Origin of the sequence: Spirosoma aureum (genome assembly GCF_011604685.1) — a bacterium.
In the GTDB taxonomy this organism is placed as follows: Bacteria; Bacteroidota; Bacteroidia; order Cytophagales; family Spirosomataceae; genus Spirosoma; species Spirosoma aureum.
The window spans coordinates 7,756,334-7,781,517 of record NZ_CP050063.1 but is presented as its reverse complement, the minus strand read 5'-3'; the positions used below and the strand labels follow the sequence as shown (position 1 = coordinate 7,781,517).

Genomic DNA, 25,184 nt, shown 5'->3' with positions numbered 1-25,184 from the left:
AACCGCTATAGAAAATTTTACTCTGCCTGGCTTCACTCGATACCAGGCAGTTTTGTTTTTAGGGCGGTGTCCATTGCCCGATGGGTGATGACAACTTCTTTTTGATGCGGGTCAGCAGGGCATAGTTCCAGGTAATCTGCGCCGTTACCTGCTGGCTAAGCCAGTGCTCGGGTTGTTTGACGAGTCGCTCCAGGGTCTCGGCATAATCGTTTTCTACCCAAAAACGGTATTGGTTGAACTGGTAGAGCTGCATGTCCGCCAGGCGCACCAGCAGCGTCGTACAGCAGGGTTTGGGCTCCAGGGCCGGGAGCTGCTCAGACAGCGTCTCAATCAGGGTCAGACACTCCAGACTGGTGAGCGGAAAGTGGTTCCGGGGCTTGAGCTTCCCGCTGGTCAGATCCTGCAGCGAACCCGAGAGCAAGCCAACGATATATTCGATCTCGCAGTAGGTCAGTTGTACCCAGCGGCATTCGAGGGGTGAGGCAATGCCGGGTGTTGGCCGCAGCAGCGGATGAGGAATCATTTTGCAGACATTCATGGCTCGGTTGGGGTCATGCCATCCAGCCCAAAGCGGGTGTTTAGCGTGGTTTCCAGTAACTCGTGGACTGGTTTTAGTTCTTCGGCCGTTGGTACGACCGGATGCGAGAAGTCCGGGTTCTGCTCATGCCAGCCCAGGTAGGTGGTTACCTTACGCTGGGCTTCGAGGAGCTCCTTTCTGGGTAGCTCGGAGAGCGTACCGGCCTGAAAGTGGGCGATGATGTCGTCGAGCAGGATCATAACCGGTTGCGTTTAGGCGTGAACGGAGGTTGACTGGGTTTGCGAAAAGCCATCCGGACAATATGAATGGCGGTAAAGCAGAGCAGGCTGGCCAGTGGCCCGTAGGCCAGATAGGCATGGAGTCTGAGAAATGTCAGTAGCGTTTCCATAGGTGAAAGCGGATATCGGTGGTGTTGGTGCTCAGTACGTGACGGATGGCCCGGAGCTTGCCGGTGATCTGCGTAAGCGGTATGTCGGCCAGAATGGACTGCTCGTGCTCGCCCATCCAGGTGATCTGGGCCAGTAGATACTCCAGCAGCAGGGCGTGCTCGAGTCGGCTCATGACTACGTTCGCCGGTTCGCTGGGCAACAGGTGGCTCAGGGTAACAATGTCGAGTTTGGTAAATCCTTCGGGTCCGGGATGGCTGGCCGAGTCGGGGCCCATCAGGAGCTTAATGAAGCTATGATCGAGCAGGCGCATCAAGAGCGTAACGTGGTGGAGCATGATGCCCTCGAAGGCAAAACTGACCTGTTGAAAGCTGTTTTTGCGCGGGGGCAGGCAAACAACCGCCCGCATCGGGCCGGGAATTAACTGGATGAGGTTCATGGAATTGGCGATTTATTGGCTATAGAAATGGATTACTCAGGAAAACCAGATAGGCTAATGGTAGCCATCTTGATCCCACCATTCAGGGTGCCCCAGGTGAGCCAGAGCAGATAAGTGGTCGGATTGAATAAGAAAGGCTTATCGCTCAGGGAGCGCACCTCTTTATACAGTGAGCGGGCGTTATCGCTGAAATAGAGATGCTCCTGGTGGCAGCGGAATTGCATACAGTATTCCAGCCAGGCGATCTCGGCTGTTTGTCTAAGGTGCAGGGGCGTAGCCGCGGCTAAATCGTCCTCGGAGGCAGCCAGTGCCTGAAGGTGTTCCATTAGCTTGGTAAAAGCCCGGTTCGGTGTTTTGCGGTGTTGGGTGATCTTGATTAACATGGCTCAATGGCGATGGTTGTCGTCATGGCTGGGCGAAAGCGATTGAATGATCAAGGGATACGTACCGTTGGCATCGGGCGCAAACTGAATGTTGCCCAGTTGGTCCGGCTTGGACGGCAATGGACTGGCGGTAAGCCGCTGATTGACGTAGTAGTCATCGAGCTTATCAGCGGGTAATTTTAGAAACGCTGTCAGCTCTGCGGGACTGTCGGCATGTCGGGCTTTCACCAGTACACTATCCGGTTGCGACGAACGGGAGTGGGTAAACGTTTGGCAGCTGGATAGTGTGGCCAGCAGGGCGAATAAGGCTAAGGCTTTCATATGAAAAAAGATAACGATAGTTATAGTATTATACCGATAGTTATCGGACGATGCCGATAGTTATAGGTGATTAACTCACAAGTTTTTGGCGGTTAAGGCGTTTCCGTGCCTTCTGTGCTTTATCCTTAAAATAGACTGTTGCCTGTTCGACCGCGATCGTAATTTCTGGATCAGATGTCTTGATATACCAGGCATTTCGCCAGCGGGTCGCGAAGGCTAAACTGTCCAAGTCGGGGTTAAAGGCAATGACTTTCAGGATAACATCCTGCATTCCAACCGAGTCTGGTAAGTCGGCTTTTGCTCGGCTCATTCGGTCTTTCCATTCCTGGACCGCTGCAACCACTTTATTTCGCTTTGTTGCCATTTGTCACGGATTTTACACTTCTTGAGTAAGCGGGCTTTGCGCACTGCGCTTTTAGCTATACTTTAGCCTTTGTAAGTGGCACTTGTGTAAGTGTTCCTTTTATTAGTGGTACGAAGTAAAGATTCTCTTTCATAAAAAACAAGAAAATCTTACAAAATATTTTTTCATCGTGTCAGAACTCTCCATTATGATTCAAACTTTGATAGATCGTAAGGGTCTGAACCCTACTGAGTTAGCGCATCAAATGGGCATAAAACCTCAGTCTATTTATCAGTGGTTAAGTGGTAAGACTGAGCCAGGTAAGAAAAACTTACATCGCTTGTCTGAGATTTTCGGGGTTTCAGTTGGAGATCTAATGAAGGGAGAGATATCGGAGCCTAGCATTTTGGCAAATGACGACTTGGCCAACAAAGCAAAAACTGCTAAAGGCTTTGCAAATGAAGTTTACACTTACATTCCATACCTAACGGCAAAAGCCCAGGCAGGATTTCCCCATATTGTATATGACGATTGCCGACTTAATTGGATTGAGGAAGCCTATGCCGTTATACTGCCGGAAGAGTTGAAGAAAAAGCAATCCTTAGTCATTGATGTACTGGGCGATAGCATGGAACCTCGAATCGTGAGTGGAGCCAAAGTACTCGCCGTGCACGTACCCACTAATGACATTCGCTACGAGAGCGGAGGGATTTATGCCGTATTGTACGCAAATCGATTCGTCATCAAGCGCATTAAAACCAATACGTTGACAACGACAAAAACCCTGACGCTGCATTCGGACAATGCGGAGTTTGGTGAGATCATCGTGGACGCTGAGGATATCCAGTGCATGTGGAAAGTCGTCGCCAAGGTCTGGGAGCCCGTCTAACGTTTAGTAATAACTACACCTCGTCTGAGCACCTGAAAAGTAGTGGCAGTTTTGTGGCAGTAAGCCTACCGGTGTGGCAGCTATTTTTCGAGTAGTCTGCCTGATTTGGCGATTCCCAGCCTGTTCTGGGATATGTATTGGGAAATGGGAAGCGAATTCGAATCCTGCCACCCCGACACTGAAATTCCAGACAAGCAACCGATTAGCTTAAGTGCTGGTCGGTTTTTTTGTGTACGTATGTGTACGCTTTGCATTTTGAGATCAGTTCCAATATTTGTGGAGGGAATTAAATTTTCCAGGTTTTTGGTATTAGCCAAGTCTAGAACATTTTGGGAAGTTTATTGCCCCCTAATTCAGTTTCTATTGCCTAAGTTCATCCTGGAACATTTTAAGTTGACTTCCATCAACATTGTTACGGAATCTTTCAGGTTATCTCAAAAATCTGGTTATTTACCTTTCTCTCAATGAAACGAGTCTTTCCTTGACTGCAAGCCTCGCTCGCCAAGGAGATTGTTAATGATGACAAGCGTTCTTTGTTCGACAAAGACGTAATTGAAACTTATGGCTGTTTACTAAAATGAAGCCCTTATCAATGCTTGTAAGCTCAGGAAATAATCATTAAAGCGAGTGTGAATATCGAAGGGACAACCCCAGCTGGTAAGTTCCAGTCGGTTGTAAGATCAGGCTTGTTTGATCCGTCAGCCGGTATCGGGTCCCCAACCCGAGCATTGCAGTAGGCTACGGTCGCGTTAGTATCATCAATCTTTTGAGTCACTTCATGGATGAAACCAGGATTGATACATTTGACATACTTATTGTAGTTAACTAACAGTCCGTTAGAAAGATAGGGAGATAATCGGTGAGCCGATGAAGTATAACTGATAAGTACCGGCAAGTGGAAACTTCGATACGTATTTGGTTTCCTTTAAACGAAAGATTTGCATGCGGTTGCAGAACGAAGTGCCTTTCACAGCTCTCAGTACTCGAGCTAACAGTAGAAAGATTGTACATTTATCCGGCAGGAGATACTTATAATTCTGGACAAATAATTAGTGTTAAACGATCTATTGTAAAAACTGCAAGTGAATGGAAAAAAGTGACAGAATAAAAACAACTTTTTTTCTCTTCCTAACCACGAATCACAGTAAATGACAGGCTTTACACCTGGTCAGCACGAAATCTGGCCGATACCACTTTACCCGGCTATTGACTATTAACTATTTATTCCCTAATCTTACTCTTCAAAAAAAACTAAGACAACTTGGACACACCAACAAAGGAGTTTTGGAAAGATAGAGCCGAATCAATGGCCAGCGAGTTTGATCTGATTTCAAAGCAAATCAACTGGATTGAACTAAAAAAGGGGCGGGAAACGGGCAGTGAAAACTTGTTCATAATAAATCCTCACCTAGCATTTCTGGAGTTTGTCAATAAGAGAAGGCAGGAAGCTGAAAAGATTTGTTGTAAATAGTGATTGAGACCAAATCGGATTATACGCTATTAACTCAACTACATCCTGTTTAGGGAACTGCCAGTACTGGTAAGTAAGATCGCGAGTCTGATGCGTTCCCTCACTGACATTAAAGACCGTAAGCAAAGGACCAGGCGGATAAAAATGCACAGTCCACGCTGGGCGAACCAGATCGCGCCGGGTTTAATTAATAACGGCACTCCCTGCCTGAAGAACTTCCAATATCAGAATCTCCTGATGCCGTAACTACCTCAATAATAATAGGGTAGTGCTCAGACAAGCTTGTACATGCTCACATCGCCGTGTTCTCAACTTCAATATACTTATCAGCATATTGAACTGTTTGACTTTTGTTATCGATCGATTCTTCTCATAAAAATGCCAGCTAATGGAATGAGAGACAATTCTCCAGGTTCGTCTCCTTTGCGAGTGTACAAGAAGTTCAGCAAGACCTTGAACCAGATTGCCAAACGGCTATCCAGGCATTGACGATCAGCAAAGTTGTGCTTAAAATAGTGTCTTGAGACATAAGAAAACTTTCCGAAATTAGCAATGCTGTGCTATTCATCAGAAGGTTTTTATGTTAACAGCCTTTTTAAAATTCGGAATGATGCCTATTGGTATGGCTTAATTTTATGGATTAATTCGTCTCGACAGTCTGGCTATCGCGCGTATTCTTCTGAACAGCGATTGCTCCAAATAAAGCCAACAGAAAAGCAAATGAATAAAAGCCTTTCTCGCTGGGTAATAATGTTGCATTCCATAAGCCTATAGTCAGTAAAACAATGGCGAGAATAGTAGAAAACCAGCTCAGACCATAATAAATATCTGTGACCGGAACCCGTTCTAATCGGTCTCGCACGCTTTTTTGTACAGATATCACTGAAAAAAGACCATACATCAGTACCGTGAAATAAAATCCTTTTTCATTGAGAAGCATGTCGGATCGCCAAAGACCAATTAAGAACCCAAACATCCCCGCACCCAAAGCTAACCAGGATGCTCCAACAAATGCCATTGATGGTTTTTGATTCATTTCTGTAGTTTTGTTTACTAGTGCAATCTGGTTTAGCATGGAATTAGATTGCAATGATTTGATGCTTCAAAGTTGGTGGAACAAACGATAGTAAACGATTGGAAATGAATAGTTGGTAGGAACGGGTAAATAAGTAACGTATTGGGCTTACGGTTCCCAGAAACAAGGCCTGATATAGCCAAATTTGTATTTGCCTGAATGGTTGATTCGTTACTATAAGCTACTGCATTCAATGGTCCATTTTTGCAAAATAATAGAAATGGGCTTACTTTTGGGGTAACTAAACACAGCGTTGAAGGGGAAAATGGTATTAATTGCCACAATCAACTAAACAAGTCGAGCTAATTGGTTTATAGTTTCGACCTCTGTCGTGTGGGCTTATTAGTATATTTTTTGGGTCCTGTAGCTCAGTTGGATAGAGCATCTGCCTTCTAAGCAGACGGTCAAGCGTTCGAGTCGCTTCGGGATCACATTGATAGTCAGGCACTTGCACTTCAAAGAGGTGAGTGCCTTTTTTATTTGATACACAATTTGCTACTAACTGAGCGGGACTTTTATGGCTTTGCCTCCATTTAGTGATTCGGCTTGAGTCGATGCCTAACTCGCGTGCAGCCTCCTGCACGGAGCCTTTGGCATGGGATAACTCGACGGCCATTTTCCTAAACGTCTCGTCGAATACACGCCTTTTTTTCATGGGTAGCTTCTGGTTTGTCCCCAAATGTGCCTAAAAACTGCCTCCAGTCAAATGTAGCAAGTCCACTTGTGGAGGGGTGTTGGATACAATAGATAACGCAGATCAGGCTGGTTTCAGGCAATAAGTGGGGTTATGTGATCATTGAGTTAGACAAAACCGCTGATGCAGTGAGATTCGTGACGGCTTTAGTTCGGCAAGTATATTCAAACATCTTGCTCGGTTGTTTATCCTCAAGTTAGAAAAGGCGCTTCCCGATGCCATTATCGAGATGGATGTGCGGATGACGCGCGATAGCAACTTTGTTTTGCTGCATGATGCGACCCTGGATCGTGAGTCGAATGTAACAGGAGATGTGGCCCAATGGTCGTTGCCTGATTTAAAAAAGATCAGGCTCAAAACACTGAGCGGTGAGCTAACCGATCAGCCTATTCCAACCTTTGGCGATATACTGGCCTGGAATCAGAATCGGTATGTATTGGCCCTTGATGTAAAGCCCGGAATCGATCCGGTGCGCGTTATGAACGAAGTGCGTAAGCATCAGTCCGAATATTGTGTTTTTGTCATTTGCTATTCACTCGCCGACGCACAGCGTGTTCGTGATAAGTATCCGGCTCTGTGGCTGGCAGTTGGCGTAAATAGCATGGCTGATCTGGAGCGATTGGAAACGAACCCACTGGCATCAGGACGATTAATTGCACTTACGCCCCAGAAACCCCAGCCAATTGCATTCTATGAGCGTCTGCACAAGCTCGGTATTCCATGCTCTATCGGTACTTACGGACCCACTCAGTTAGACGAAAAGCCACTGTCCGAAGCCACGTCTGGGTATCGCGAACTATTCCGGCAAGGCGGTGATATTGTAACCACTGATCGGCCAATTGAGGTATCTGCTTTATTCTAAACGATAGCCTGATCTGGTTTCGGTTAACTATTTTTTACCTTCAACACATCCGTTCCGGCCTGGTAGCCGGAAACGATCATCCGGCCAATATCGTCGGAGGTGAATTTCATCATGTTCAGATAAAGCGGCTCCGTAGGCCTGATGATTGTTAACTGAAGTTTTCGTCCGTCGAGTTTTTCCCGATCGGCAAAACGTTCGGCCCAGGCAATGTCGTTGTTTACCAGCTGATTGACCGTAATGTCCTTAACCCGGTCCATCAGGTTCAATAGGTTTCGGTAATTGAACTTCTCGTTGTAAATCTTGCGGGCATGGCAGGCAACACAGGCAATGTCAGTTGCCCCGTCTTCAATCGCCACGCGCAGGGGGGCTACTTCACGCAGGCCGCCGTCCAGAAAAGCACGTCGGTGATCGCCACCAATCTGCACGGCGGGCATCAGAAAAGGCAGTGAACTGCTGGCATACACATATTCGAGAAAGTCGGGGTCCTGGGCATCAGCATAACGCATATCCCCTTCTATAATATCGACAGCGCCAACTTTAATCTTCAATGGACCTTTTCGGATGGCATCCAGATCGACGTGACTGCGGATCAGGTTTTTGATGGGGGAGTTGTCCAGTAGGCCATCAAACCGGCGGATGAGTGTGTTATACCCTAGTCGGAATCGCGATCGAATAACGGCTACGTCGTCGGGTTTAGTAATGTTTCGAATCCAGAACTCAATCAGGTATTTACCCACTTTTTCCCAATCGATATGGCCGCTTTCGGCATACTGACGGGCCGTTTCGTTGGCAATGAACGTAGCGTTAAGGCTACCCACCGAAATGCCATAAAGTTGATCGGGAACAAAGCCCGACTCGAAAAGAGCCATTACGGCCCCTGCCTGAAATGCGCCTTTTAATGAACCTCCGCCCAGAACGAGCGCTTTAATGGGCTTTACTTCGGAAGAAACTGCTGTTGGATGGGGTACGGGGGGGACCGGATTGTTGATCATAAACGACGCATGAAGTTGAGGTAGATTAGCAGTAAGTTGCCAGTTTTTGCGGTATAAACAAAAGAGAACAGATTATAAAACGGCATTCGGGAATATTGGTTTTATGGCTGGCTTTTTCGGCGTCTGCGCTTTCCTTGCTATACTTGCCGAAAATTTAGTCGATAGTTTATCGTCGATAGCCGTTTGTCAAGAGTTAAGAGCACATATTACGCGTATCTGTTGTTGACTTAATACAAACGTTCATTGATACTCTACTATTGACTACCGACTCCAATATGCCTCTTTCAGTCGCTGATATACAAGCCCCCATTGCTGCCGAAATGGAGTTATTCGAGCAGAAATTTCGGGGGCAAATGAAAAGCGACGTCATGCTGCTCGACCAAATCATGAATTACATCGTGAAGCGGAAAGGCAAACAACTCCGCCCCATGTTTGTGTTTTTGATGGCAGGCGTCTGCGGTCAAATTACCGAAGCAACCTATCGGGGGGCGTCGCTTATTGAATTACTCCACACTGCCACGCTTGTTCACGACGATGTTGTCGATGATTCTAACTATCGGCGGGGTTTTTTTTCGGTGAATGCGCTCTGGAAAAACAAAGTTGCCGTATTGGTTGGCGACTACCTTTTATCCCGTGGTTTATTGCTATCGGTAGACAATGGTGATTTTGAACTCCTCCAGATTGTTTCAACGGCTGTTCGTGAAATTAGCGAGGGTGAATTACTCCAGCTCTACAAAGCGCGTCGGCTGGACATCACCGAGGCTGTTTATTATGATATCATCCGTCAAAAAACAGCCTCGCTTATTGCGGCTTGTTGTGCGGTTGGAGCGCGTTCGGCAGGGGGTGATCCTGCAATCGTTGAAAAAGCCCGCACCTTTGGCGAGAAAGTTGGTATTGCCTTCCAGATTAAAGACGACCTCTTCGATTACGGTACGGCTGAGGTTGGTAAACCGTTGGGCATTGACATCAAAGAGAAAAAGATGACGTTGCCGCTTATTTATGCCCTTAATAAAGCTGGTTATCTGGAGAAGCGTCGGGTCATTAATATCATCAAGAACGATAGTGAGAATCCTAAAAAGGTAGATGAAGTAATTACGTTCGTCAAAAATTCGGGCGGAATCGAATACGCAACTCAGGCTATGAATAGCTATGTTATTGAAGCCCAAGCGTTACTAAACTCGTTTCCCAAATCAACCTATCGGCAGTCATTGTACCAGTTGGTTCAGTATACCATTGAGCGGAGTAAATAAGCAGGAAAGCGTATCGAATGACTATACAGCGTAATTTTTCGCTGTATAGTCATTCGATACGCTTTCCTGCTTTCTGCGTCTTCTCTTCAAATAACCCATGGTAGTCGGGACTTTCGGTTTTCATCCATTTATCCCAGAACGTGAAATAAAGCCCAAAGTTGAATCTGAATTGTGAATGATGAAGCCCATGATGCGTTGCGCCGATCAGCCAGCGACCTAGCCAGTGCCGGTCGAAATCGCGCGGGTAAATTTCGGTATTCAGGTGATTGATCGCGCTCGAAAAGGTCATAATCAGTAAGAGTATCCCCACCGCCGAAATGTGCAGAGGCAATACAAATGTCAGGACCGGAATGACAATAGCCTGAAGCGTACTTTCAATGGGGTGAAACGAAAAGGCTGTCCAGGGTGAGGTAGTAATGCTATCATGGTGGGTTTTATGCACCCAACGGTAAACCCCTGGTCTATGCATCCAGCGATGAAGCCAGTAATAGTAAGTTTCGTGAATAAATAACACCAGCAAAATACTGATCGGATACCAAAGCGTCGAGTGTGTAGCAAGATCCGTATAAATCAGCGTGTATCCTTCCTGATAAGCCAGAATTACGCCTAATGCAATGGCCGTAAAAATTAAGGATGTCAGCACCGACCATCCAATTTCGCGACGGTCCTGACCTGGTTTGCGTGGGCGTGTTTGAACGGCCCGGTGTGCAAACTGATCTTTCATGGATACCTTGAAGAGCCACCAGAACAGGATCGAAAACAGGACATAACGCCCGAAAATAGCGATGAAGAAAAGTAAAGCTGTCAGCCAGAACGAAGCTGGACCATTGATCTGAATCATGACTGCATGGAGCGGTCGGTTAATCCGCTTATAGGGTCAACCGGATGGATGCGTTAATGTTGGAAATTTATCTATCAAGATATACTCGTGGAAAGGAGATTAGGATTTATCGGGCGTTCATAAACGCTTCATTCGGCCCGTTGGTCGGCCCATTGATTTGTTTGTACCTTTGCCAAAAATGAACCCAATCAAATAAGCACGGCTTCATGCGCCTATATTCTCCTGTTCTGCTGCTGTCGTTACTGGTGGCAACGACCTTTGCTCAAACTAAAAAAGCAGCCACGCCCGTAGCTTCGGCTTCCCGCCAGACATTGGCCCGCCCTAAACTCGTTGTCGGTATTGTGGTTGACCAGATGCGCTACGATTATCTATACCGGTACTATGATAAATATACGACTGGTGGATTCCGGCGAATGATGGACGGAGGCTTCAATGCCCGGAATAACCATTATCATTATGCGGCTACCTATACGGGACCTGGGCACGCGGCCATTTACACCGGGTCTGCTCCTGCACTGAATGGTATCGTTGGTAATGATTTTTATGAACGGAATATTGGTCGTCTGATGTACTGTGCCGAAGATACCACGGTCAATACAGTCGGGAACACCGGAACTGCCGGCAAAATGTCGCCCCGTAATCTGCTCGTAACCACCATCGGCGATCAGCTTAAACTGGCTACCGACGGACGAGCGAAAGTGGTTGGCATTGCGTTAAAAGACCGGGGGGCTATTTTGCCCGCTGGCCATGCCGCAAATGGTGCTTACTGGTTCGATTCAAAAGACGGTAATTTTATCAGCAGTACTTTTTACCAGAATGAATTACCGAAGTGGGTACAGGATTTCAATGCCCGCAAATTGCCCGAGCAATTTATTAGCCAGAAATGGGAACCAACGCTGGCGATGAATCAATACACCGAAAGTACACCTGATGATGAGCCCTACGAGACCATACTGGCGGGCGAAACGAAATCCGTTTTTCCTCACACGTTTGCTATTCAGGCGGGTGGCAGCAAATATGAGCCGTTAAGAACCAGTCCTTACGGCGATCAGATTACCAAAGAGTTTGCGCTGGCAGCCATAAAAGGTGAACAACTAGGGCAGCATGATGTAACGGACATGCTTTGTTTAAGCTTTTCATCACCCGATTATATAGGCCACGCATTCGGTACGCACGCGATCGAAACGGAAGATAACTACATCCGGCTCGATCGTCAACTAGCCGATATTTTTGCTCAGCTCGACGCAAGCGTTGGTAAGGGTCAGTGGCTGGCATTTCTATCTGCCGACCACGGTGTGGTTGATGCGCCCGGCTTTTTGCAACAATACCGAATTCCGTCGGGCGTGAAAAGTTATGGTGAAGTGGGCGATGTTGTCAAAGCAGCACTTGAAAAAGCCTATGGTCCAGGGCAGTGGATGCTCTCCTATTTCAATCAGCAGGTTTACCTGAACCATGCTTTGCTAACGGAGAAAAAGATCGCTATTCAGGACGTTTATGAATACCTGAAGAGCACATTACTCAAGCAGCGGGGTATTGTCAATGTTATCAATCTACATAATCTTGGGGCAGAAGCTCTACCATTGCTGCAGGAGAATCTATTCCGTAACGTTTTTCACCCTAACCGCAGTGGTGATTTCTACGTTATGCAACCACCGGGCTGGCTTGAAGGCCGTACCAAAGGCACAACTCACGGCACAACCTACACGTACGATACGCACGTTCCGTTCCTGATCTACGGTTGGGGTGTTAAGCCTGGGCAGACTTTCCGCCGAACTCATATCCACGACATTGCGCCCACCGTTACTGCTCTGCTCAGTATCCTGGAACCTAGCGGCTGTATTGGCAATCCGGTTGAGGAAGCTATTAAATAAATGAGTGAAAGTGCGAAAGAGTGAATGAGCGAATAATAGTAATGACAAAAGACTATTCTTCACTCTTTCTTTCATTCGCACTTTCACTCATTTATAAAGGTTACTTCTTTGAACCCAAAATACCTCACTAGTTCCCCTTCGGCGATCGCTAATCGCCCAACTGCATCTACGCCGACAATTGTACCGCGGAATAACCGCTCTTCATGCTCAAAACTGTGTTCTTCCTGATAACGATAAAGGGTTTGCAAGTAATTGATCTTTAGATTATCACGCTGGCCTGAACGCAGTTGAATGTATCGTTGTTCTATTTTCTCACAAAGTGAACGAAGCACACCTGGCAAGTCATAATTGTCAGGCAGGGGTGCCTGTTGCTGTAAGGATGTGGCCGTTGAGTAACTAAATTCCGTTTGGTTTATGTTCAATCCAACTCCAATAACTGACCAGGCAATACGCTGCCCTTGTAAACTGTTTTCGATCAATATACCACCTAATTTCTTGTCTTCTACGTATATATCATTTGGCCATTTAATGCGCAACGTAGCACCTATGAGTGGTTGCAAGGTGTCATATATACCGAGCGATATGGCCATGTTGAGCCAGAATTGTTCGGTTGGGAACAGGAAGGATGGTTTGAGAATCAGCGAAAATGTCAGGTTTTGAGCGGGTTTTGCCTCCCAAACATTGCCTCGCTGACCACGACCAGCCGTTTGATTGTCTGTTACGACAATAAGGCCTTCGGCTGGCTCTTGCTGGGCAATCAAAGCAGACGCTTCGTCGTTAGTAGACTGACAGCTTGGCAGATATTTAACTATTTGCCCGACAAAAAGCGTTTTGGGATAGATTTTGTACAAAATATTGTATAGTTTAGTAGTAGGAAGTCAATGAATGGTGCTCTGGATGTTTATATATCCATTATGTAAAGTACCCGCTGGTTGGCTTATCGTGCAATGTTAAACCGAAAGCATGAGAATTAACAAAAGCAATGAGTTTTCAGCCGAGCAAATCCGTGATTTTGTCGTGCGGGGAATGCTGGAAAAAAAAGGGCAGGATATCGTCGTAATGGACCTGCGTAATGTAAAAAATGCCATTTGCGATTATTTTGTTCTTTGTTCGGGTAATTCCGACACGCAAATTGATGCCATCTCGACCTCAATAGAGGAAGAAGTTTATAAAGCCAGCCGCCAGGATCCCTGGCATAAGGAAGGTAAATTGAACCGGGAATGGATTTTACTTGACTATGTGGATGTGGTTGCCCACGTATTTAAAAAAGACCGCCGGTCGTTTTATGACCTTGAACAACTCTGGGGCGACGCCGAAATTCAGCATATCGACGAAAGTATGCTGGCAACGGTGAGCTAGGAACAAGGACATTTTCAACCGTCTATCGGACAGGTTTACCGCCTGTCCGAACCATTCCGTTATAGAAACATTAGTCTTCGAAACGGTGTTACTGTTAAAATCCGTTATGTACAACCTGAGGAAATGTCAGAAAACAATAATAGAAATCCGTTAGTGCCCCGGGGTGGTCCGAGAAAACCTAATTTTCAGGGGTGGATTGTTGCGCTGCTGATTGCTGCTATTCTGGGTATTACGTTCTTCAACAAAAGCTCTTCGACGCACGAGATTTCGCAAAAGCGTTTTGAGCGGATGGTGAAAGAACGTGAAGTTGCTGATGTAGTAGTAGTTAACGATAAAATTGCTGAGGTAACACTAACCCAGCAGGCAGCTCAAAGTCCGAAATACCGCACTCTTTTTGCCGATAAGCCCTATTTTGGGTCGAGTCACGGGCCTCATTTCCAGTTTCAGGTTGCCTCTGGTGAATCGTTCAAGAAAGATCTGGATGTATTACAGCAGGGCGTTCCTGATAATGAGAAAATCGATTTTCGATTTGAAAGCCGAAGCGACTTTGGCAGTATCATTAGTACCTGGGGCTTTTTGATCGTCATGATCCTGGCCATGTATTTTCTGCTGGGCCGGATGTCGGGCGCTGGCGGGCCAGGTGGTCAGATTTTCAATATTGGTAAATCTAAAGCCGCCCTGTTCGACGCCGATAACAAAGTGAAGATAACCTTCAATGATGTAGCGGGTCTGGACGAAGCCAAGGAGGAGATTAAGGAAATTGTTGATTACCTTAAAAATCCGACCAAGTTTACCAAGCTCGGTGCCAAAATTCCTAAAGGGGCTTTATTGATTGGCCCTCCAGGTACCGGTAAAACCCTGCTTGCGAAAGCCGTTGCCGGTGAAGCGGGTGTGCCGTTCTTCTCGCTGTCGGGTTCTGACTTTGTTGAAATGTTCGTGGGTGTTGGTGCTGCTCGTGTGCGCGACTTGTTCAAGCAGGCGAAAGAGAAAGCTCCCTGTATCATTTTCATTGATGAGATCGACGCAGTTGGTCGTTCGCGGGGTCGTGGCTCGATGCCGGGTGCCAACGACGAACGGGAGAATACACTGAACTCACTGCTGGTTGAAATGGATGGATTCGCTACCGACTCTGGTATCATTATCCTTGCCGCTACCAACCGTCCTGACGTACTTGACTCTGCCTTGCAGCGTCCGGGTCGTTTCGACCGTCAGATCAGTATCGATAAACCCGATATCGTAGGTCGTGAAGCTATCTTCCGGGTGCATTTAAAGCCAATTAAACTGGCCGCAGATGTTGATCCTAAGGAGCTCGCTGCGCAAACACCAGGCTTTGCCGGAGCTGAAATCGCCAACGTTTGTAACGAAGCAGCTCTGATTGCTGCCCGTAGTGATAAAGAGGCCGTTGATATGAAAGACTTCCAGGATGCGATGGATCGTGTTATTGGTGGTCTGGAGAAGAAAAATAAGATCATTTCTCCTGAAGAGAAAGAAATTGTCGCTTATCACGAAGCAGGGCACGCAGTAGCTGGCTGGTTCCTCGAACACGCCGATCCGCTCGTAAAAGTAACGATTGTTCCCCGTGGTGTTGCAGCACTCGGTTACGCGCAATACCTGCCACGTGAGCAGTATCTCTACCGTACCGAACAGCTAATGGACGAAATGTGCATGGCATTAGGCGGCCGGGCTGCTGAGGATCTCATCTTTGGTAAGGTTTCGACCGGTGCGCTGAGCGATCTGGAACGTATAACGAAACTGGCTTATAGCATGGTGACGATGTATGGTATGAACGATAAAATCGGTAATGTATCGTTCTACGATTCTAAACAGTCGGATTACGCATTCAATAAGCCTTACTCGGAAGAAACCGCTAAGCACATTGATGAAGAAGTCCGGAAGATTGTCGATATCGCGTATACCCGTACGAAAGACCTCTTAGCTGAACATCGTGAGGCTCTGGAAATCATTGCGAAGGAATTGCTTGAGAAAGAAATTCTGTACCAGAACGATCTGGTGCGTTTGATTGGCAAGCGTCCATTTGAGCGTGAAACGGTTTATCAGGCTTACAAAAATAAAGGCGTAGCTGAAGCACTGAAAGAAGAAATCGGTAAAGAAGCTAAACCTGCTGAAACGGAGCCTGAATCGCTTCCGCTCTAAGCAAACGAATTCTAAAGACAAAAAAGGCATTCATCAACTGGTGGATGCCTTTTTTGTCTTTAGAATTTTCCTATTTTTTACCAAGCTCAATCACCTGCATATCCAGAATCCGGCCAGCATCGAGCGTAAAGCGGATTGCTGTTCGCATCTGATGGAATCCTGTTTTACCAGCCGCACCGGGATTGATAAAGAGAATCCTGTTAATAACTGGATCGCGAACAACTTTGAGAATGTGCGAGTGACCACATATAAAAATGTCTGGTGGATTGAGTTGTAAATTGGGCCGGACAATAGGGTTGTACCTGGGTGGAGTACCCCCAATATGTGTCATCCAGATGTCCAAATCCTCTAAACTAAATCGAAGGTGTGAGGGTAAATCACTCGCTTCCTGATCAATATTGCCACACACAACGCGTAACGGCCTGAACGATCGTAGCTGATCAGTGACCGACGGTGCACCAACGTCGCCTGCATGCCAGATTTCATCACATTTGTCAAAATGAGTGAAAATTTGCGGATCAAGGAAACTATGCGTATCAGAAAGCAGTCCAATTCGGGTCATGTTGCAGATTGAGCCGCACTGGCGGCTGTGGTCAATTGATAAACGTATGTTGCGAGTGCAAATGAGCCGCAAGGTACCTCCGAAAACGCAAACGGTTCGTTAGGAAAGTATCTGCTCTTTCATTTCTGACCGGATACGCTTCTTGTCAATCTTGCCTACACTCGTTTTTGGAATTTCGGGCACAAATAATATTCGGTCGGGCATATACCATTTATGCAATTCACCACGATCGATTCTGGACTGTAAACCTGCTTTGATCCCTTCTGTAGTCAGATTGTAGCCGGGTTTCTGCACGATGAGCGCATGTGGTCGTTCGCCCCAGCGGTCGTCGGGCAGGCCAATGACAGCCGATTCGGCTACGCCCTCTACCTGCGATAAAGCATCTTCCATATCGAGTGATGATACCCACTCACCACCTGTTTTGATAACATCTTTGGTTCGGTCGGCTACCATAATCCAATGATCGGGTGTTATACTGGCTACGTCGCCGGTATGGAGCCAGCCACCGCGCCATAACTCGGCCCCCCGTTCGGGGTCGTTGTAGTAACCTTGCGTTGTCCAGGGGGTTCGTACAACAATTTCACCTAGCGTCTCGCCATCATGGGGCAAAAACTGACCGTCTTCGTCTACTAACCGTGCTTCTACGAATGGTGCAATTCGACCCGCACGCGTGCGAAACTCAACTTGTTCATCTAATGGCAAGGCCCGTTCGGTATCGTTTAAGTAAACGACGGATAGGATAGGAGCTGTTTCGGACATGCCATAGCCTGCCGTCACGTTAATGCCTAAATTCAGAGCAGCTCTGGCCAGGCCTTTTGTCAATGCCGACCCACCGATCAGTACGCTCCAGCGGCTAAAGTTATCCTGATATTGTTGTGCAAGCGGGCTATTGACAATCATATTCAGAATGGTTGGAACACAGTGGGAAAGTGTAACGCCTTCTGTAACAATCAATTTGCAAAGCATAGCCGGTTCATACTTACCCGGATAAACCTGTTTTGCTGCCATAAGTGTGGCCAGAAACGGGAATCCCCAGGCATGTACATGAAACATGGGCGTAATGGGCATGTACACGTCGGTGCGTGATTTGAACGGTAATGCTTCATAGCCAATCAGATACGTAAGCAAGCCCATCGTATGCATGAACAACTGCCGGTGGGAAAAGTAAACTCCTTTCGGATTGCCGGTTGTACCAGTCGTATAAAACGTTGTCGCCCAGGTATTTTCATTGAAGTCCGGGAAGTCATAATGATCAGATACGTCTCTGAGTAACGCTTCATATTCACCTGAAAACCCAGCCGGAACCTGTCCAATCGCATTAAGGTCCGTATAGACTTTATCGCTGATAAGAACAAACGTCTCGACGGTTGTTAGCTGATCTTTTACCGCGTTTAGAATGGGCAGGAAATCTTCATGCATCAGCACGACCTTATCCTGTGCATGGTTCATCGTATACAGAATCTGAGCGGGTGAGAGCCGTACGTTAACCGTATGCAAGATGGCTCCTATGCTTGTCACACCGAAAAAGCACTCAAGATACCGATGACTATCCCAGTCGAATACCGCAACTGTATCGCCCGGTTTAACCCCAAGACCCGTCAGTACATTAGCCAGCCGTCGAACGCGCCGGTTAAACTCGACATAGTTCATTCGGAATAAATCCCGGTAAACAATTTCACGGTGCGGTTCATACTTAAGCGACTCTGCCAATAGGTTTTTTATAAGCATGGGTGGCTCAAAAGCCTCGGTAGTGCGGGGAATCAATTTCGTCTGGATCATAATTGGCGATAGTCTTTATGTAAAAAACGTAAAAAACGAGATCAGGTTGAACTATCAGGAGAAAAAATAGTGATTTACGGAAAAGGTTTGGCTTGTGCGTAAGAAAATCTCATTCATCTTGCTGCTGAGTTTCTTTCTATTGGTCGAAAAACTCGAAAGGAATTCTTGTCTCCTGACAAGTTGGCAGTATAGTCGATTGGCTAGCAAGTATAAGATTAAAGAACATCATCTTAACAGAACGGCGTAAACTAGTGAATCGAACTGATGGAGAGGAGATGTGGTAAGGCAGCAACTTTGTAGATTATTAAACGATCAAAAGCCTAAAAAACATAACCTAACTATGAGACTAAGCAGGGCTTGCTATTTTGCTGGTGTAATTGCGGTAGCAGGAAGCCATTGGGTAAGCGCGCAACAGGCGCACGTTAATCTGGACTGGAATCCGCAAAAGAATACCCAGAATCTGGTTCCGTTTGGGGCTAATCTGGTTTCGCCCGACGTGCGCGACGATCATACAGTGACGTTCCGGTTAAAGGCACCTGATGCAAAGCAGATTTTACTTACTGGTGGTCCAATTTTGCTGGCTCTGGCGGCTAAAGATCCTATCCCATTTCAGAAAGGCAACGATGGGGTCTGGTCGTTGACCGTTGGACCGGTTAAGCCCGATATTTACGTGTATAAATTCATTATTGACGGGGTAACCGTACCTGATCCGAATAATACCCTGACGGGCTTTGCCGATCAGCCAGGCTACAGCAATCTGGTCGTTCATGGCGATGGCCCGGCTTATTACGATGCACGTCCTGTACCGCATGGAGTCGTAAGTCGTCATATATATCATTCTGAAGTGCTTAAAGGCGAACGCGAAATCTACGTGTACACTCCGCCTGGTTATACCCCGAAAAAGAAATACCCGGTACTTTATCTCATGGGCGGAAGTGGTGAACTGGCATCGACGTGGAGTATTGACGGGCGGGCCAATTTCATTGCCGACAATCTGATTACTGAGGGTAAAATGGTACCAATGCTGATTGCGATGCCCAATAATCAGGTCGTGCACCGAAGCGATCCGAAGCATACTGAACAGACATTTCCCCTGATCGAAGAAGAGCTTAAAAAGCAGATTGTGCCCTTCATCGATAAAACCTATAGTACGCGTGCTGATCGAAAAGGCCGGGCATTGGCCGGTTTGTCGATGGGTGGTCGGCACACGCAGTTAGTAGGGCTTAAAAATCTGGATTTGTTTAGCTCGTTCGGTATTCTGAGTGCAGGCGATCTGGAAACAGAGACTGTCAGCGCTGCTTTTCTGAACGATCCAGCAGCGAATCAAAAAGTTGACTACCTCTTGGTAGGGCAGGGTACAGGCGAAGTGACTACGATAGGAAAGCGGGCGGTTGCGCTACACGAAGCCCTGCAAAAACACCAGATCAAACACGATTATTACGTGGGGGGCGTAGGTGCGCATGATTGGGGAACCTGGCGACATTTGTTGTATTACAAGTTACTGCCCAGCTTATGGCAAAAGTAAGAACCTTAAGTAAGGCCGTATAAAAACTAAAAACCCTTTTTGCACGTCGTAAACACCATATATTTGGAAGCACCTACCTCGTTACTATATCTTCACATAACAATTTCTGGATGTATTGCATTTATAGTTTAGTTGTCCATAGCAAGCCCTCATAAATGCGTTCTCATCCCGGAAAATCGCTATGCGATTCGATGCCAACGTTATAAACAGTTATTCTGAGTATGGTTCTTATTGTCGATGATAGGCCAGAGAATATTCTTCCGCTAAAAAAGATTTTAGAGCTTCATAAGTTTTCAGTCGATACCGCAGAGTCAGGTGAAGAAGCGCTAAAAAAGGTTCTTAAAACAAATTATTCCGTTATTATCCTGGACGTACAGATGCCCGGAATGGATGGCTTTGAAGTAGCCAATGCCATAACGGGTTTTAGCCGGTCAAAAGACACATCAATCATTTTTTTGTCGGCCGTCAATACCGAAAAGAAGTTTATTACAAAAGGATACACCTCAGGCGGGGTCGACTATTTAACGAAACCGGTTGATCCTGATATTCTGGTCTTGAAAGTTAAAACACTGCATCGGCTCTACGAACAGCAGCAGGAGCTAAGAGCAGTTCAGGACTCCCTACGAAACGAAGTTGATGTAAGAAAGCAGGCGCAGGAAGAACTGGCAGATCGAATACAGGAGTTACGGCTTGTATTGGCTTCACTGCCACAGATGGCGTTTACGGTCGCAACCAATGGGCGGATCGAATATGTGAACGAGCACTGGTTTAACTACTCGGCTAACCCAACGGCTTTCCCCCAAACGCATCACGACGATGATGACATCGGCAACGAATGGCCAATTTATTTAGAAAAAGGAATTGAATTTACGCGCGAAGTTCGCCTGAAAGAGATTGCTTCCGGAGCGTATAGATACCATCTTTTACGAATCATACCCATAAAACAACAGGATGTCATCGTGCGATGGGTCGGAACATTTACGGATATACATCCACAAAAACTGGCTGCCGAGCTACTTGAAGAACAGGTTGCAACCCGGACAAGTGAGCTACTGCTGAAAAATTCCGAACTGGAAACCACAAACCATGAGCTTCAGCAATTTACCTGGGTTGTATCGCACGATTTAAAAGAACCGCTTCGTAAAATTCAGCTTCTTCATGACCTCATCAAAGAGAAATACCTCAAGGAAAACCCTGAAGCCATTTCGTACCTCGACCGATCAATCAGATCGTCGGCTCGTTTATCGGGGCTGATCGATGACCTACTGTCGTATTCGCAATTAGCGATGCCTGCGGTGTTCAAGCCGACCGATCTGAATAAGTTGATTGATGAAGTTCTGGTCGATTTTGACGATACTATTAGCAAAAAGAAGGCGGTTATTACTGTCGATAAGCTACCAATAATCGATACCATTCCGGGCCGGATCAGGCAGGTCTTTCAAAACCTGATCAGTAATGCGCTGAAGTTTTCCCGACAGGATGTTGCCCCGATTATTACAATTAGTGCAGAAATCATTGAGAGCAAGCGAATCGATAGTGAGCCGGCACCCAGCGGTAATTTTTGCCGCTTTCTGGTATGTGACAATGGGATCGGATTCGACGAAAAGTTTCTGGACCGAATCTTTATCATTTTTCAACGGCTCAATAACCGGACCAGCTACGAAGGCACTGGTATTGGGCTGGCCATTGCAAAAAAGAATATCGATAAGCATAATGGCCTCATTTCGGCCAAAAGCCGTGTGGATGAAGGAACTTGTTTCATCCTTATACTACCCGTTCATCAAATGAATGAGCCCATTGCTAACTAATAAGCTGTTTATTAATCAGTAATTATGCCCAGGTTTTCGACATCAAATTCTGTGATAAGGCAACTGCAGATTGTTTTTTCGATCTCAATTGTTTTGCTGGTTGTCAGCCTTTTCGCTTCCTATTATAGCATTCAAAAGCTAATTGCAAACTCCCAACTGGTCAATCATACCAATCAGGTATTGATTGAGGCTGAGAATATAATTTCATATGCGAAAGATGCGGAAACTGGTCAGCGAGGCTATCTGATTACACGCGATCCCACATTTTTACAGCCCTATAACGGAGCTTATGAAAAAGTGCGTGGCAGTTATAATACAGTAAATGAACTGACCGCCGACAATGCTATACAACAGAAAACGCTTGTTGACATAAAATCACTCTATGAGGCAAAGTTTATCCAGATGCAGCGGGTCATTGACCTAACCAGACGCTATAGTGCCTTTATGAAAGATACAGCCGCGCGTAATGACGAAATGGTGCGCGGGAAAAAGATTATGGATGACCTCCGGGCGCTGGTTAATCGGGTAAAAACAGATGAATCGAAAATACTTGAAACACGTATTCAACAGCAACAGATTTATATTACATACACCCCTTTTCTATTACTGGTGGCGGCTGCGATCTCTATTATGATCACCATCAGCACCTATATACGGATTAAAAAGGATCTTGATGACAGAATCGCGAATCAGTTAGAGGCCGAGGCAAAATACAGAGAAACAACGGAGCGTATCAACGTGATGGAGGACATTACAACCGACATTGCGGAAGGTAATTATTCGGTGAGAAGCCAGGATATACGGGATGATGAGCTGGGAAGGATCGGTAATGCCCTCAACACGATGGCAGCCGCCCTCGAAAGCACATTTAGTGATTTAAACGCCAGGAATTGGCTGCAAACAGGGACGCTAACCGTAAGCGAAGCGATCCGTGGTGAGCGGGATCTACAAAAACTGGCGGGCAATTTGATAACGGCCATCAACGAATATTTGAATGCACCGCTAGGAACGGTTTACATTATTGACAATGCATCAAATTTTAAATTGGTAGGCAATTATGCCGCTAACCATGCTCCAACTACAGTTGTGTCGGGCGAAGGACTGATTGGGCAGGCCATCAAAAGTAAAAAGACGCTTATTGTTCATGATCTGCCCGAATCGTATTTGACTGTAAATTCTTCGTTAGGAAGTACGTCACCTGCTTCAGTAATCATCGCTCCCTTAATATATGCCGATGTATGCATAGGCGCGATTGAAATAGGGCTCTTACGAAAGCCTGAGCCATTGGAAATAAGCTTTTTAGAGTCAAATCTGGATGCGTTGGCAATTGGCGTAAATTCGGCGCTGGATTACGTTAAACTTCAGAATTTTCTGGAAGAGACACAGGCTCAGTCGGAAGAGCTTCAGGCTCAACACAATGAGCTTGAAAACGTCAACGCCGAACTGGAAGCTCAGGCGCAAAAACTTCAGGCTTCTGAGGAAGAATTGCGGGTGCAGCAGGAAGAGTTGCAACAGACCAATGCCGAACTGGAAGAACGAAGTGTACTGCTGGAAGAGAAAAACGAAGAAATTCAGAGAAAGGCCGAAGAACTGGAAATAAGCACGCGGTATAAGTCTGAGTTTCTGGCCAATATGTCTCATGAATTGCGTACACCACTCAATTCAATCTTACTCCTGAGCCGATTATTATCAGAAAACAATGAAGATAATCTGACATCGGATCAGGTCGACTACGCAAAAGTTATTCAATCTTCGGGCAATGGTTTGCTCGGATTGATCGACGAGATTCTGGATCTGTCGAAAATTGAGGCTGGTCAGATGAAGCTCGAATACCTCGACGTATCTGTTCAGGAAATAACCGATGAACTCCAGTCTTTATTCGGGCCGCTGGCTGACGAGAAACACCTGGAGTTTAAAGTCGATATAGCTCCGACCGTACCGACGGTTATTGAGACCGACAAGATGCGGGTCGGGCAAATCCTTAAAAATCTGATTTCCAATGCAATTAAATTTACGTCAGCGGGATCCGTTACGCTTACTATAAAAAGATCTCCACTGACCGATGCGTCATTGCTGCTGGAAGTAAAAGACACCGGAATTGGCATACCTCCCGAAAAGCAGCAATTGATTTTTGAAGCGTTCCAGCAGGCCGATGGGTCAACTAAACGGAAATATGGCGGAACGGGTCTCGGCCTGTCTATCAGCCGTGAACTGGCGAAACTACTGGGTGGAGAAATTTCGCTTACCAGTAAGGTGAATGAGGGAAGTACCTTTACGGTACAATTGCCAATCGCCAATGTACACGGAGCTATATCAGCCGAACCCACCTATGTAAGCAGAAGTCCGGAACCAGCTCCCATTCCGGCAAAAGAGGTAGAAGAATCTGAAGCCGTTAATCAATTTATCAGTACGGTCATTCCTGAATCGATTCCTGACGATCGAAATACGATAACGGCTACAGATAAAACAATCCTTATTATTGAGGACGATACCAACTTCGCCAAATCACTACTGGACTACTCACGTAAGAAAGGGTACAAAGTCATCGTGGCTGTCAGGGGTGACGAAGGGCTAAGGCTGGCCAGTATCTACAAACCACTGGGTATACTGCTAGACATTCAATTGCCGATTATGAGTGGCTGGCAGGTAATGGATGCCTTAAAAGCTGACCAGCAAACCCGACACATTCCAGTGCATATTATGTCGTCGCACAAGCTGAAGAAGGAGAGTCTCTTGAAAGGTGCCATTGATTTTGTTGATAAGCCGGTAGCTTTTGAACAAATGCAGGAGGTCTTTAAAAAAATTGAGTATGTTTTGAACCGCACGGCCAAAAAAGTGCTGATTATTGAAGATAATCCGAAACATGCCAAAGCGTTAGCGTATTTTCTGGAAACATTCAACATTAATTCCGAGCTGAAAAGCAATATAACTGAAGGAGTAGAAGCCTTAAAGCGGGAAGAAATAGAATGTGTTATTCTGGATATGGGCATTCCGGATAAAAAGTCATACGATACCCTCGAAGAAGCCAAAAAGAATCCAGGGCTTGAAAATCTGCCAATTATCATCTTCACCGGAAAAAGTTTGTCAATGGCTGAAGAATTGAAAATTAAAAAATATGCAGATTCAATTATCGTAAAAACGGCTCATTCGTACCAGCGTATGCTGGACGAAGTTTCACTTTTTCTGCACCTGGTCGATGAAAATAAAAAATCGTCAGGTCCGCAAACGAATAAAAAGAAACTTGGTGCTTTAAGCCAGATATTGACGAATAAAACGGTACTGATTGCTGATGATGATGTCCGGAATATCTTCTCGCTTTCGAAGGCACTGGAAAATTATAAAATGAACGTCATCACAGCGCTGGATGGTAAAGAAGCGCTCCAGAAATTACAGGAAAATCCGGCTATTGATTTAGTACTGCTGGATATGATGATGCCACAAATGGATGGTTATGAAACAGCTAAAAAAATTCGTGAGAATTATCAATGGAAATCGCTGCCTATCATTGCGGTAACGGCCAAAGCAATGACTGGTGATCGGGAGCGATGCATTCAGGCAGGCGCGTCAGATTATATAACGAAACCAGTTGATATCGATCAATTGATGTCTTTATTACGTGTCTGGCTTTATGAGCGGTCTTAA

Annotated in this window: 23 protein-coding genes, 1 tRNA gene and 1 pseudogene; 11 read left to right on the top strand and 14 right to left on the bottom strand. The window is 46.1% G+C overall.

Features of this window, described 5'->3' with window-relative positions; all coding sequences use genetic code 11:
- Nucleotides 1-58 precede the first annotated feature (58 nt).
- The 7 genes from G8759_RS31140 to G8759_RS31110 form a co-directional block, all read right to left on the bottom strand.
- Nucleotides 59-538, bottom strand: coding sequence for a hypothetical protein (locus G8759_RS31140; protein ID WP_167216989.1), 480 nt, complete (start codon nt 536-538; stop codon nt 59-61).
- Nucleotides 535-777: a hypothetical protein gene (locus G8759_RS31135; protein ID WP_167216987.1), complete on the bottom strand. Its 243-nt coding sequence runs from the start codon at nt 775-777 to the stop codon at nt 535-537. The genes G8759_RS31140 and G8759_RS31135 overlap by 4 nt, the downstream gene beginning before the upstream one ends.
- On the bottom strand, nt 774-926 hold the full coding sequence (locus G8759_RS31130; protein WP_167216985.1) for a hypothetical protein: 153 nt from the start codon (nt 924-926) through the stop codon (nt 774-776). The genes G8759_RS31135 and G8759_RS31130 overlap by 4 nt, the downstream gene beginning before the upstream one ends.
- Complete coding sequence (locus G8759_RS31125; RefSeq protein ID WP_167216983.1) at nt 911-1,261, bottom strand: hypothetical protein; 351 nt, start codon at nt 1,259-1,261, stop codon at nt 911-913. The genes G8759_RS31130 and G8759_RS31125 overlap by 16 nt, the downstream gene beginning before the upstream one ends.
- A 134-nt stretch (nt 1,262-1,395) precedes the next feature.
- Nucleotides 1,396-1,746 (bottom strand): hypothetical protein, encoded by a 351-nt coding sequence (locus G8759_RS31120; protein ID WP_167216981.1) that lies wholly within the window; start codon nt 1,744-1,746, stop codon nt 1,396-1,398.
- A gap of 3 nt (nt 1,747-1,749) precedes the next feature.
- Nucleotides 1,750-2,067 carry a hypothetical protein gene (locus G8759_RS31115; protein ID WP_167216979.1) on the bottom strand — a complete coding sequence of 106 codons (318 nt, stop codon included), beginning with the start codon at nt 2,065-2,067 and terminating at the stop codon, nt 1,750-1,752.
- A 70-nt stretch (nt 2,068-2,137) separates the two neighbouring features.
- The gene (locus G8759_RS31110) at nt 2,138-2,431 is read right to left on the bottom strand and encodes a hypothetical protein (RefSeq protein ID WP_167216977.1); all 294 of its coding nucleotides are present in this window, start codon (nt 2,429-2,431) and stop codon (nt 2,138-2,140) included.
- Nucleotides 2,432-2,600: 169 nt separating this feature from the next.
- On the opposite strand from G8759_RS31110, the gene G8759_RS31105 reads away from it, so the two are divergent.
- Entirely contained in the window at nt 2,601-3,299 is a 699-nt protein-coding gene (locus tag G8759_RS31105) for an XRE family transcriptional regulator (RefSeq protein ID WP_167216974.1), read from the top strand.
- Between the two features lie 1,261 nt (nt 3,300-4,560).
- Nucleotides 4,561-4,770 (top strand): hypothetical protein, encoded by a 210-nt coding sequence (locus G8759_RS31100; RefSeq protein ID WP_162384442.1) that lies wholly within the window; start codon nt 4,561-4,563, stop codon nt 4,768-4,770.
- A gap of 640 nt (nt 4,771-5,410) precedes the next feature.
- Here G8759_RS31100 and yiaA read toward each other — a convergent pair.
- Nucleotides 5,411-5,806 carry an inner membrane protein YiaA gene (yiaA, locus tag G8759_RS31095; protein WP_167216972.1) on the bottom strand — a complete coding sequence of 132 codons (396 nt, stop codon included), beginning with the start codon at nt 5,804-5,806 and terminating at the stop codon, nt 5,411-5,413.
- Between the two features lie 396 nt (nt 5,807-6,202).
- On the opposite strand from yiaA, the gene G8759_RS31090 reads away from it, so the two are divergent.
- Nucleotides 6,203-6,276 (top strand) — tRNA-Arg (locus G8759_RS31090).
- A 140-nt stretch (nt 6,277-6,416) separates the two neighbouring features.
- On the opposite strand, the pseudogene G8759_RS36515 reads toward G8759_RS31090, so the two are convergent.
- Nucleotides 6,417-6,461: pseudogene (locus tag G8759_RS36515) on the bottom strand (hypothetical protein); the annotation flags it as partial.
- A 259-nt stretch (nt 6,462-6,720) separates the two neighbouring features.
- Between G8759_RS36515 and G8759_RS31080 the strand changes: the two are divergent.
- A complete protein-coding gene (locus tag G8759_RS31080; protein WP_232074017.1) occupies nt 6,721-7,401 on the top strand; it encodes a glycerophosphodiester phosphodiesterase family protein in 681 nt (226 codons plus the stop codon).
- 23 nt (nt 7,402-7,424) lie between these two features.
- Here the strand turns inward: G8759_RS31080 and G8759_RS31075 are convergent, their stop codons facing one another.
- On the bottom strand, nt 7,425-8,393 hold the full coding sequence (locus G8759_RS31075) for a patatin-like phospholipase family protein (RefSeq protein ID WP_167216970.1): 969 nt from the start codon (nt 8,391-8,393) through the stop codon (nt 7,425-7,427).
- A gap of 275 nt (nt 8,394-8,668) precedes the next feature.
- Between G8759_RS31075 and G8759_RS31070 the strand changes: the two genes are divergently transcribed.
- On the top strand, nt 8,669-9,643 hold the full coding sequence (locus G8759_RS31070; RefSeq protein ID WP_167216967.1) for a polyprenyl synthetase family protein: 975 nt from the start codon (nt 8,669-8,671) through the stop codon (nt 9,641-9,643).
- A 49-nt stretch (nt 9,644-9,692) separates the two neighbouring features.
- Here the strand turns inward: G8759_RS31070 and G8759_RS31065 are convergent, their stop codons facing one another.
- A complete protein-coding gene (locus G8759_RS31065; RefSeq protein WP_167216965.1) occupies nt 9,693-10,484 on the bottom strand; it encodes a sterol desaturase family protein in 792 nt (263 codons plus the stop codon).
- A 206-nt stretch (nt 10,485-10,690) separates the two neighbouring features.
- Here G8759_RS31065 and pafA point away from each other — a divergent pair, with 206 nt between their 5' ends.
- Entirely contained in the window at nt 10,691-12,355 is a 1,665-nt protein-coding gene (pafA, locus tag G8759_RS31060) for an alkaline phosphatase PafA (RefSeq protein WP_167216963.1), read from the top strand.
- A gap of 83 nt (nt 12,356-12,438) precedes the next feature.
- Here pafA and G8759_RS31055 read toward each other — a convergent pair whose 3' ends face one another.
- Nucleotides 12,439-13,206 carry a biotin--[acetyl-CoA-carboxylase] ligase gene (locus tag G8759_RS31055; RefSeq protein ID WP_167216960.1) on the bottom strand — a complete coding sequence of 256 codons (768 nt, stop codon included), beginning with the start codon at nt 13,204-13,206 and terminating at the stop codon, nt 12,439-12,441.
- Between the two features lie 112 nt (nt 13,207-13,318).
- On the opposite strand from G8759_RS31055, the gene rsfS reads away from it, so the two are divergent.
- On the top strand, nt 13,319-13,714 hold the full coding sequence (gene rsfS / locus G8759_RS31050; protein ID WP_162387652.1) for a ribosome silencing factor: 396 nt from the start codon (nt 13,319-13,321) through the stop codon (nt 13,712-13,714).
- Nucleotides 13,715-13,837: 123 nt separating this feature from the next.
- Complete coding sequence (ftsH, locus tag G8759_RS31045) at nt 13,838-15,868, top strand: ATP-dependent zinc metalloprotease FtsH (protein ID WP_167216958.1); 2,031 nt, start codon at nt 13,838-13,840, stop codon at nt 15,866-15,868.
- A 70-nt stretch (nt 15,869-15,938) separates the two neighbouring features.
- Here the strand turns inward: ftsH and G8759_RS31040 are convergent, their stop codons facing one another.
- Nucleotides 15,939-16,430, bottom strand: a complete 492-nt coding sequence (locus G8759_RS31040; protein ID WP_167216956.1) for a metallophosphoesterase family protein — start codon at nt 16,428-16,430, stop codon at nt 15,939-15,941.
- 99 nt (nt 16,431-16,529) lie between these two features.
- Nucleotides 16,530-18,209, bottom strand: coding sequence for a fatty acid--CoA ligase (locus G8759_RS31035; RefSeq protein WP_167216954.1), 1,680 nt, complete (start codon nt 18,207-18,209; stop codon nt 16,530-16,532).
- Nucleotides 18,210-18,549: 340 nt separating this feature from the next.
- Here G8759_RS31035 and G8759_RS31030 point away from each other — a divergent pair, with 340 nt between their 5' ends.
- From G8759_RS31030 to G8759_RS31020, 3 genes are all read left to right on the top strand, one after another.
- Nucleotides 18,550-19,734 carry an alpha/beta hydrolase gene (locus tag G8759_RS31030; protein ID WP_167216952.1) on the top strand — a complete coding sequence of 395 codons (1,185 nt, stop codon included), beginning with the start codon at nt 18,550-18,552 and terminating at the stop codon, nt 19,732-19,734.
- Between the two features lie 221 nt (nt 19,735-19,955).
- The gene (locus tag G8759_RS31025) at nt 19,956-21,542 is read left to right on the top strand and encodes a hybrid sensor histidine kinase/response regulator (protein WP_167216950.1); all 1,587 of its coding nucleotides are present in this window, start codon (nt 19,956-19,958) and stop codon (nt 21,540-21,542) included.
- A gap of 24 nt (nt 21,543-21,566) precedes the next feature.
- Nucleotides 21,567-25,184 (top strand): response regulator, encoded by a 3,618-nt coding sequence (locus G8759_RS31020; RefSeq protein WP_167216948.1) that lies wholly within the window; start codon nt 21,567-21,569, stop codon nt 25,182-25,184.

Excerpts from the sequence above, each read along its gene's own strand:
- G8759_RS31120 (WP_167216981.1), bottom strand. The coding sequence starts at position 1,746 with ATGTTAATCAAGATCACCCAACACCGCAAAACACCGAACCGGGCTTTT.
- ftsH (WP_167216958.1), top strand. The coding sequence starts at position 13,838 with ATGTCAGAAAACAATAATAGAAATCCGTTAGTGCCCCGGGGTGGTCCG.
- G8759_RS31040 (WP_167216956.1), bottom strand. The coding sequence starts at position 16,430 with ATGACCCGAATTGGACTGCTTTCTGATACGCATAGTTTCCTTGATCCG.
- yiaA (WP_167216972.1), bottom strand. The coding sequence starts at position 5,806 with ATGAATCAAAAACCATCAATGGCATTTGTTGGAGCATCCTGGTTAGCT.
- G8759_RS31125 (WP_167216983.1), bottom strand. The coding sequence starts at position 1,261 with ATGCTCCACCACGTTACGCTCTTGATGCGCCTGCTCGATCATAGCTTC.
- G8759_RS31140 (WP_167216989.1), bottom strand. The coding sequence starts at position 538 with ATGAATGTCTGCAAAATGATTCCTCATCCGCTGCTGCGGCCAACACCC.
- G8759_RS31075 (WP_167216970.1), bottom strand. The coding sequence starts at position 8,393 with ATGATCAACAATCCGGTCCCCCCCGTACCCCATCCAACAGCAGTTTCT.
- G8759_RS31115 (WP_167216979.1), bottom strand. The coding sequence starts at position 2,067 with ATGAAAGCCTTAGCCTTATTCGCCCTGCTGGCCACACTATCCAGCTGC.
- G8759_RS31130 (WP_167216985.1), bottom strand. The coding sequence starts at position 926 with ATGGAAACGCTACTGACATTTCTCAGACTCCATGCCTATCTGGCCTAC.
- G8759_RS31070 (WP_167216967.1), top strand. The coding sequence starts at position 8,669 with ATGCCTCTTTCAGTCGCTGATATACAAGCCCCCATTGCTGCCGAAATG.
- G8759_RS31035 (WP_167216954.1), bottom strand. The coding sequence starts at position 18,209 with ATGATCCAGACGAAATTGATTCCCCGCACTACCGAGGCTTTTGAGCCA.
- rsfS (WP_162387652.1), top strand. The coding sequence starts at position 13,319 with ATGAGAATTAACAAAAGCAATGAGTTTTCAGCCGAGCAAATCCGTGAT.
- pafA (WP_167216963.1), top strand. The coding sequence starts at position 10,691 with ATGCGCCTATATTCTCCTGTTCTGCTGCTGTCGTTACTGGTGGCAACG.
- G8759_RS31025 (WP_167216950.1), top strand. The coding sequence starts at position 19,956 with ATGGTTCTTATTGTCGATGATAGGCCAGAGAATATTCTTCCGCTAAAA.
- G8759_RS31135 (WP_167216987.1), bottom strand. The coding sequence starts at position 777 with ATGATCCTGCTCGACGACATCATCGCCCACTTTCAGGCCGGTACGCTC.
- G8759_RS31020 (WP_167216948.1), top strand. The coding sequence starts at position 21,567 with ATGCCCAGGTTTTCGACATCAAATTCTGTGATAAGGCAACTGCAGATT.
- G8759_RS31030 (WP_167216952.1), top strand. The coding sequence starts at position 18,550 with ATGAGACTAAGCAGGGCTTGCTATTTTGCTGGTGTAATTGCGGTAGCA.
- G8759_RS31110 (WP_167216977.1), bottom strand. The coding sequence starts at position 2,431 with ATGGCAACAAAGCGAAATAAAGTGGTTGCAGCGGTCCAGGAATGGAAA.
- G8759_RS31065 (WP_167216965.1), bottom strand. The coding sequence starts at position 10,484 with ATGATTCAGATCAATGGTCCAGCTTCGTTCTGGCTGACAGCTTTACTT.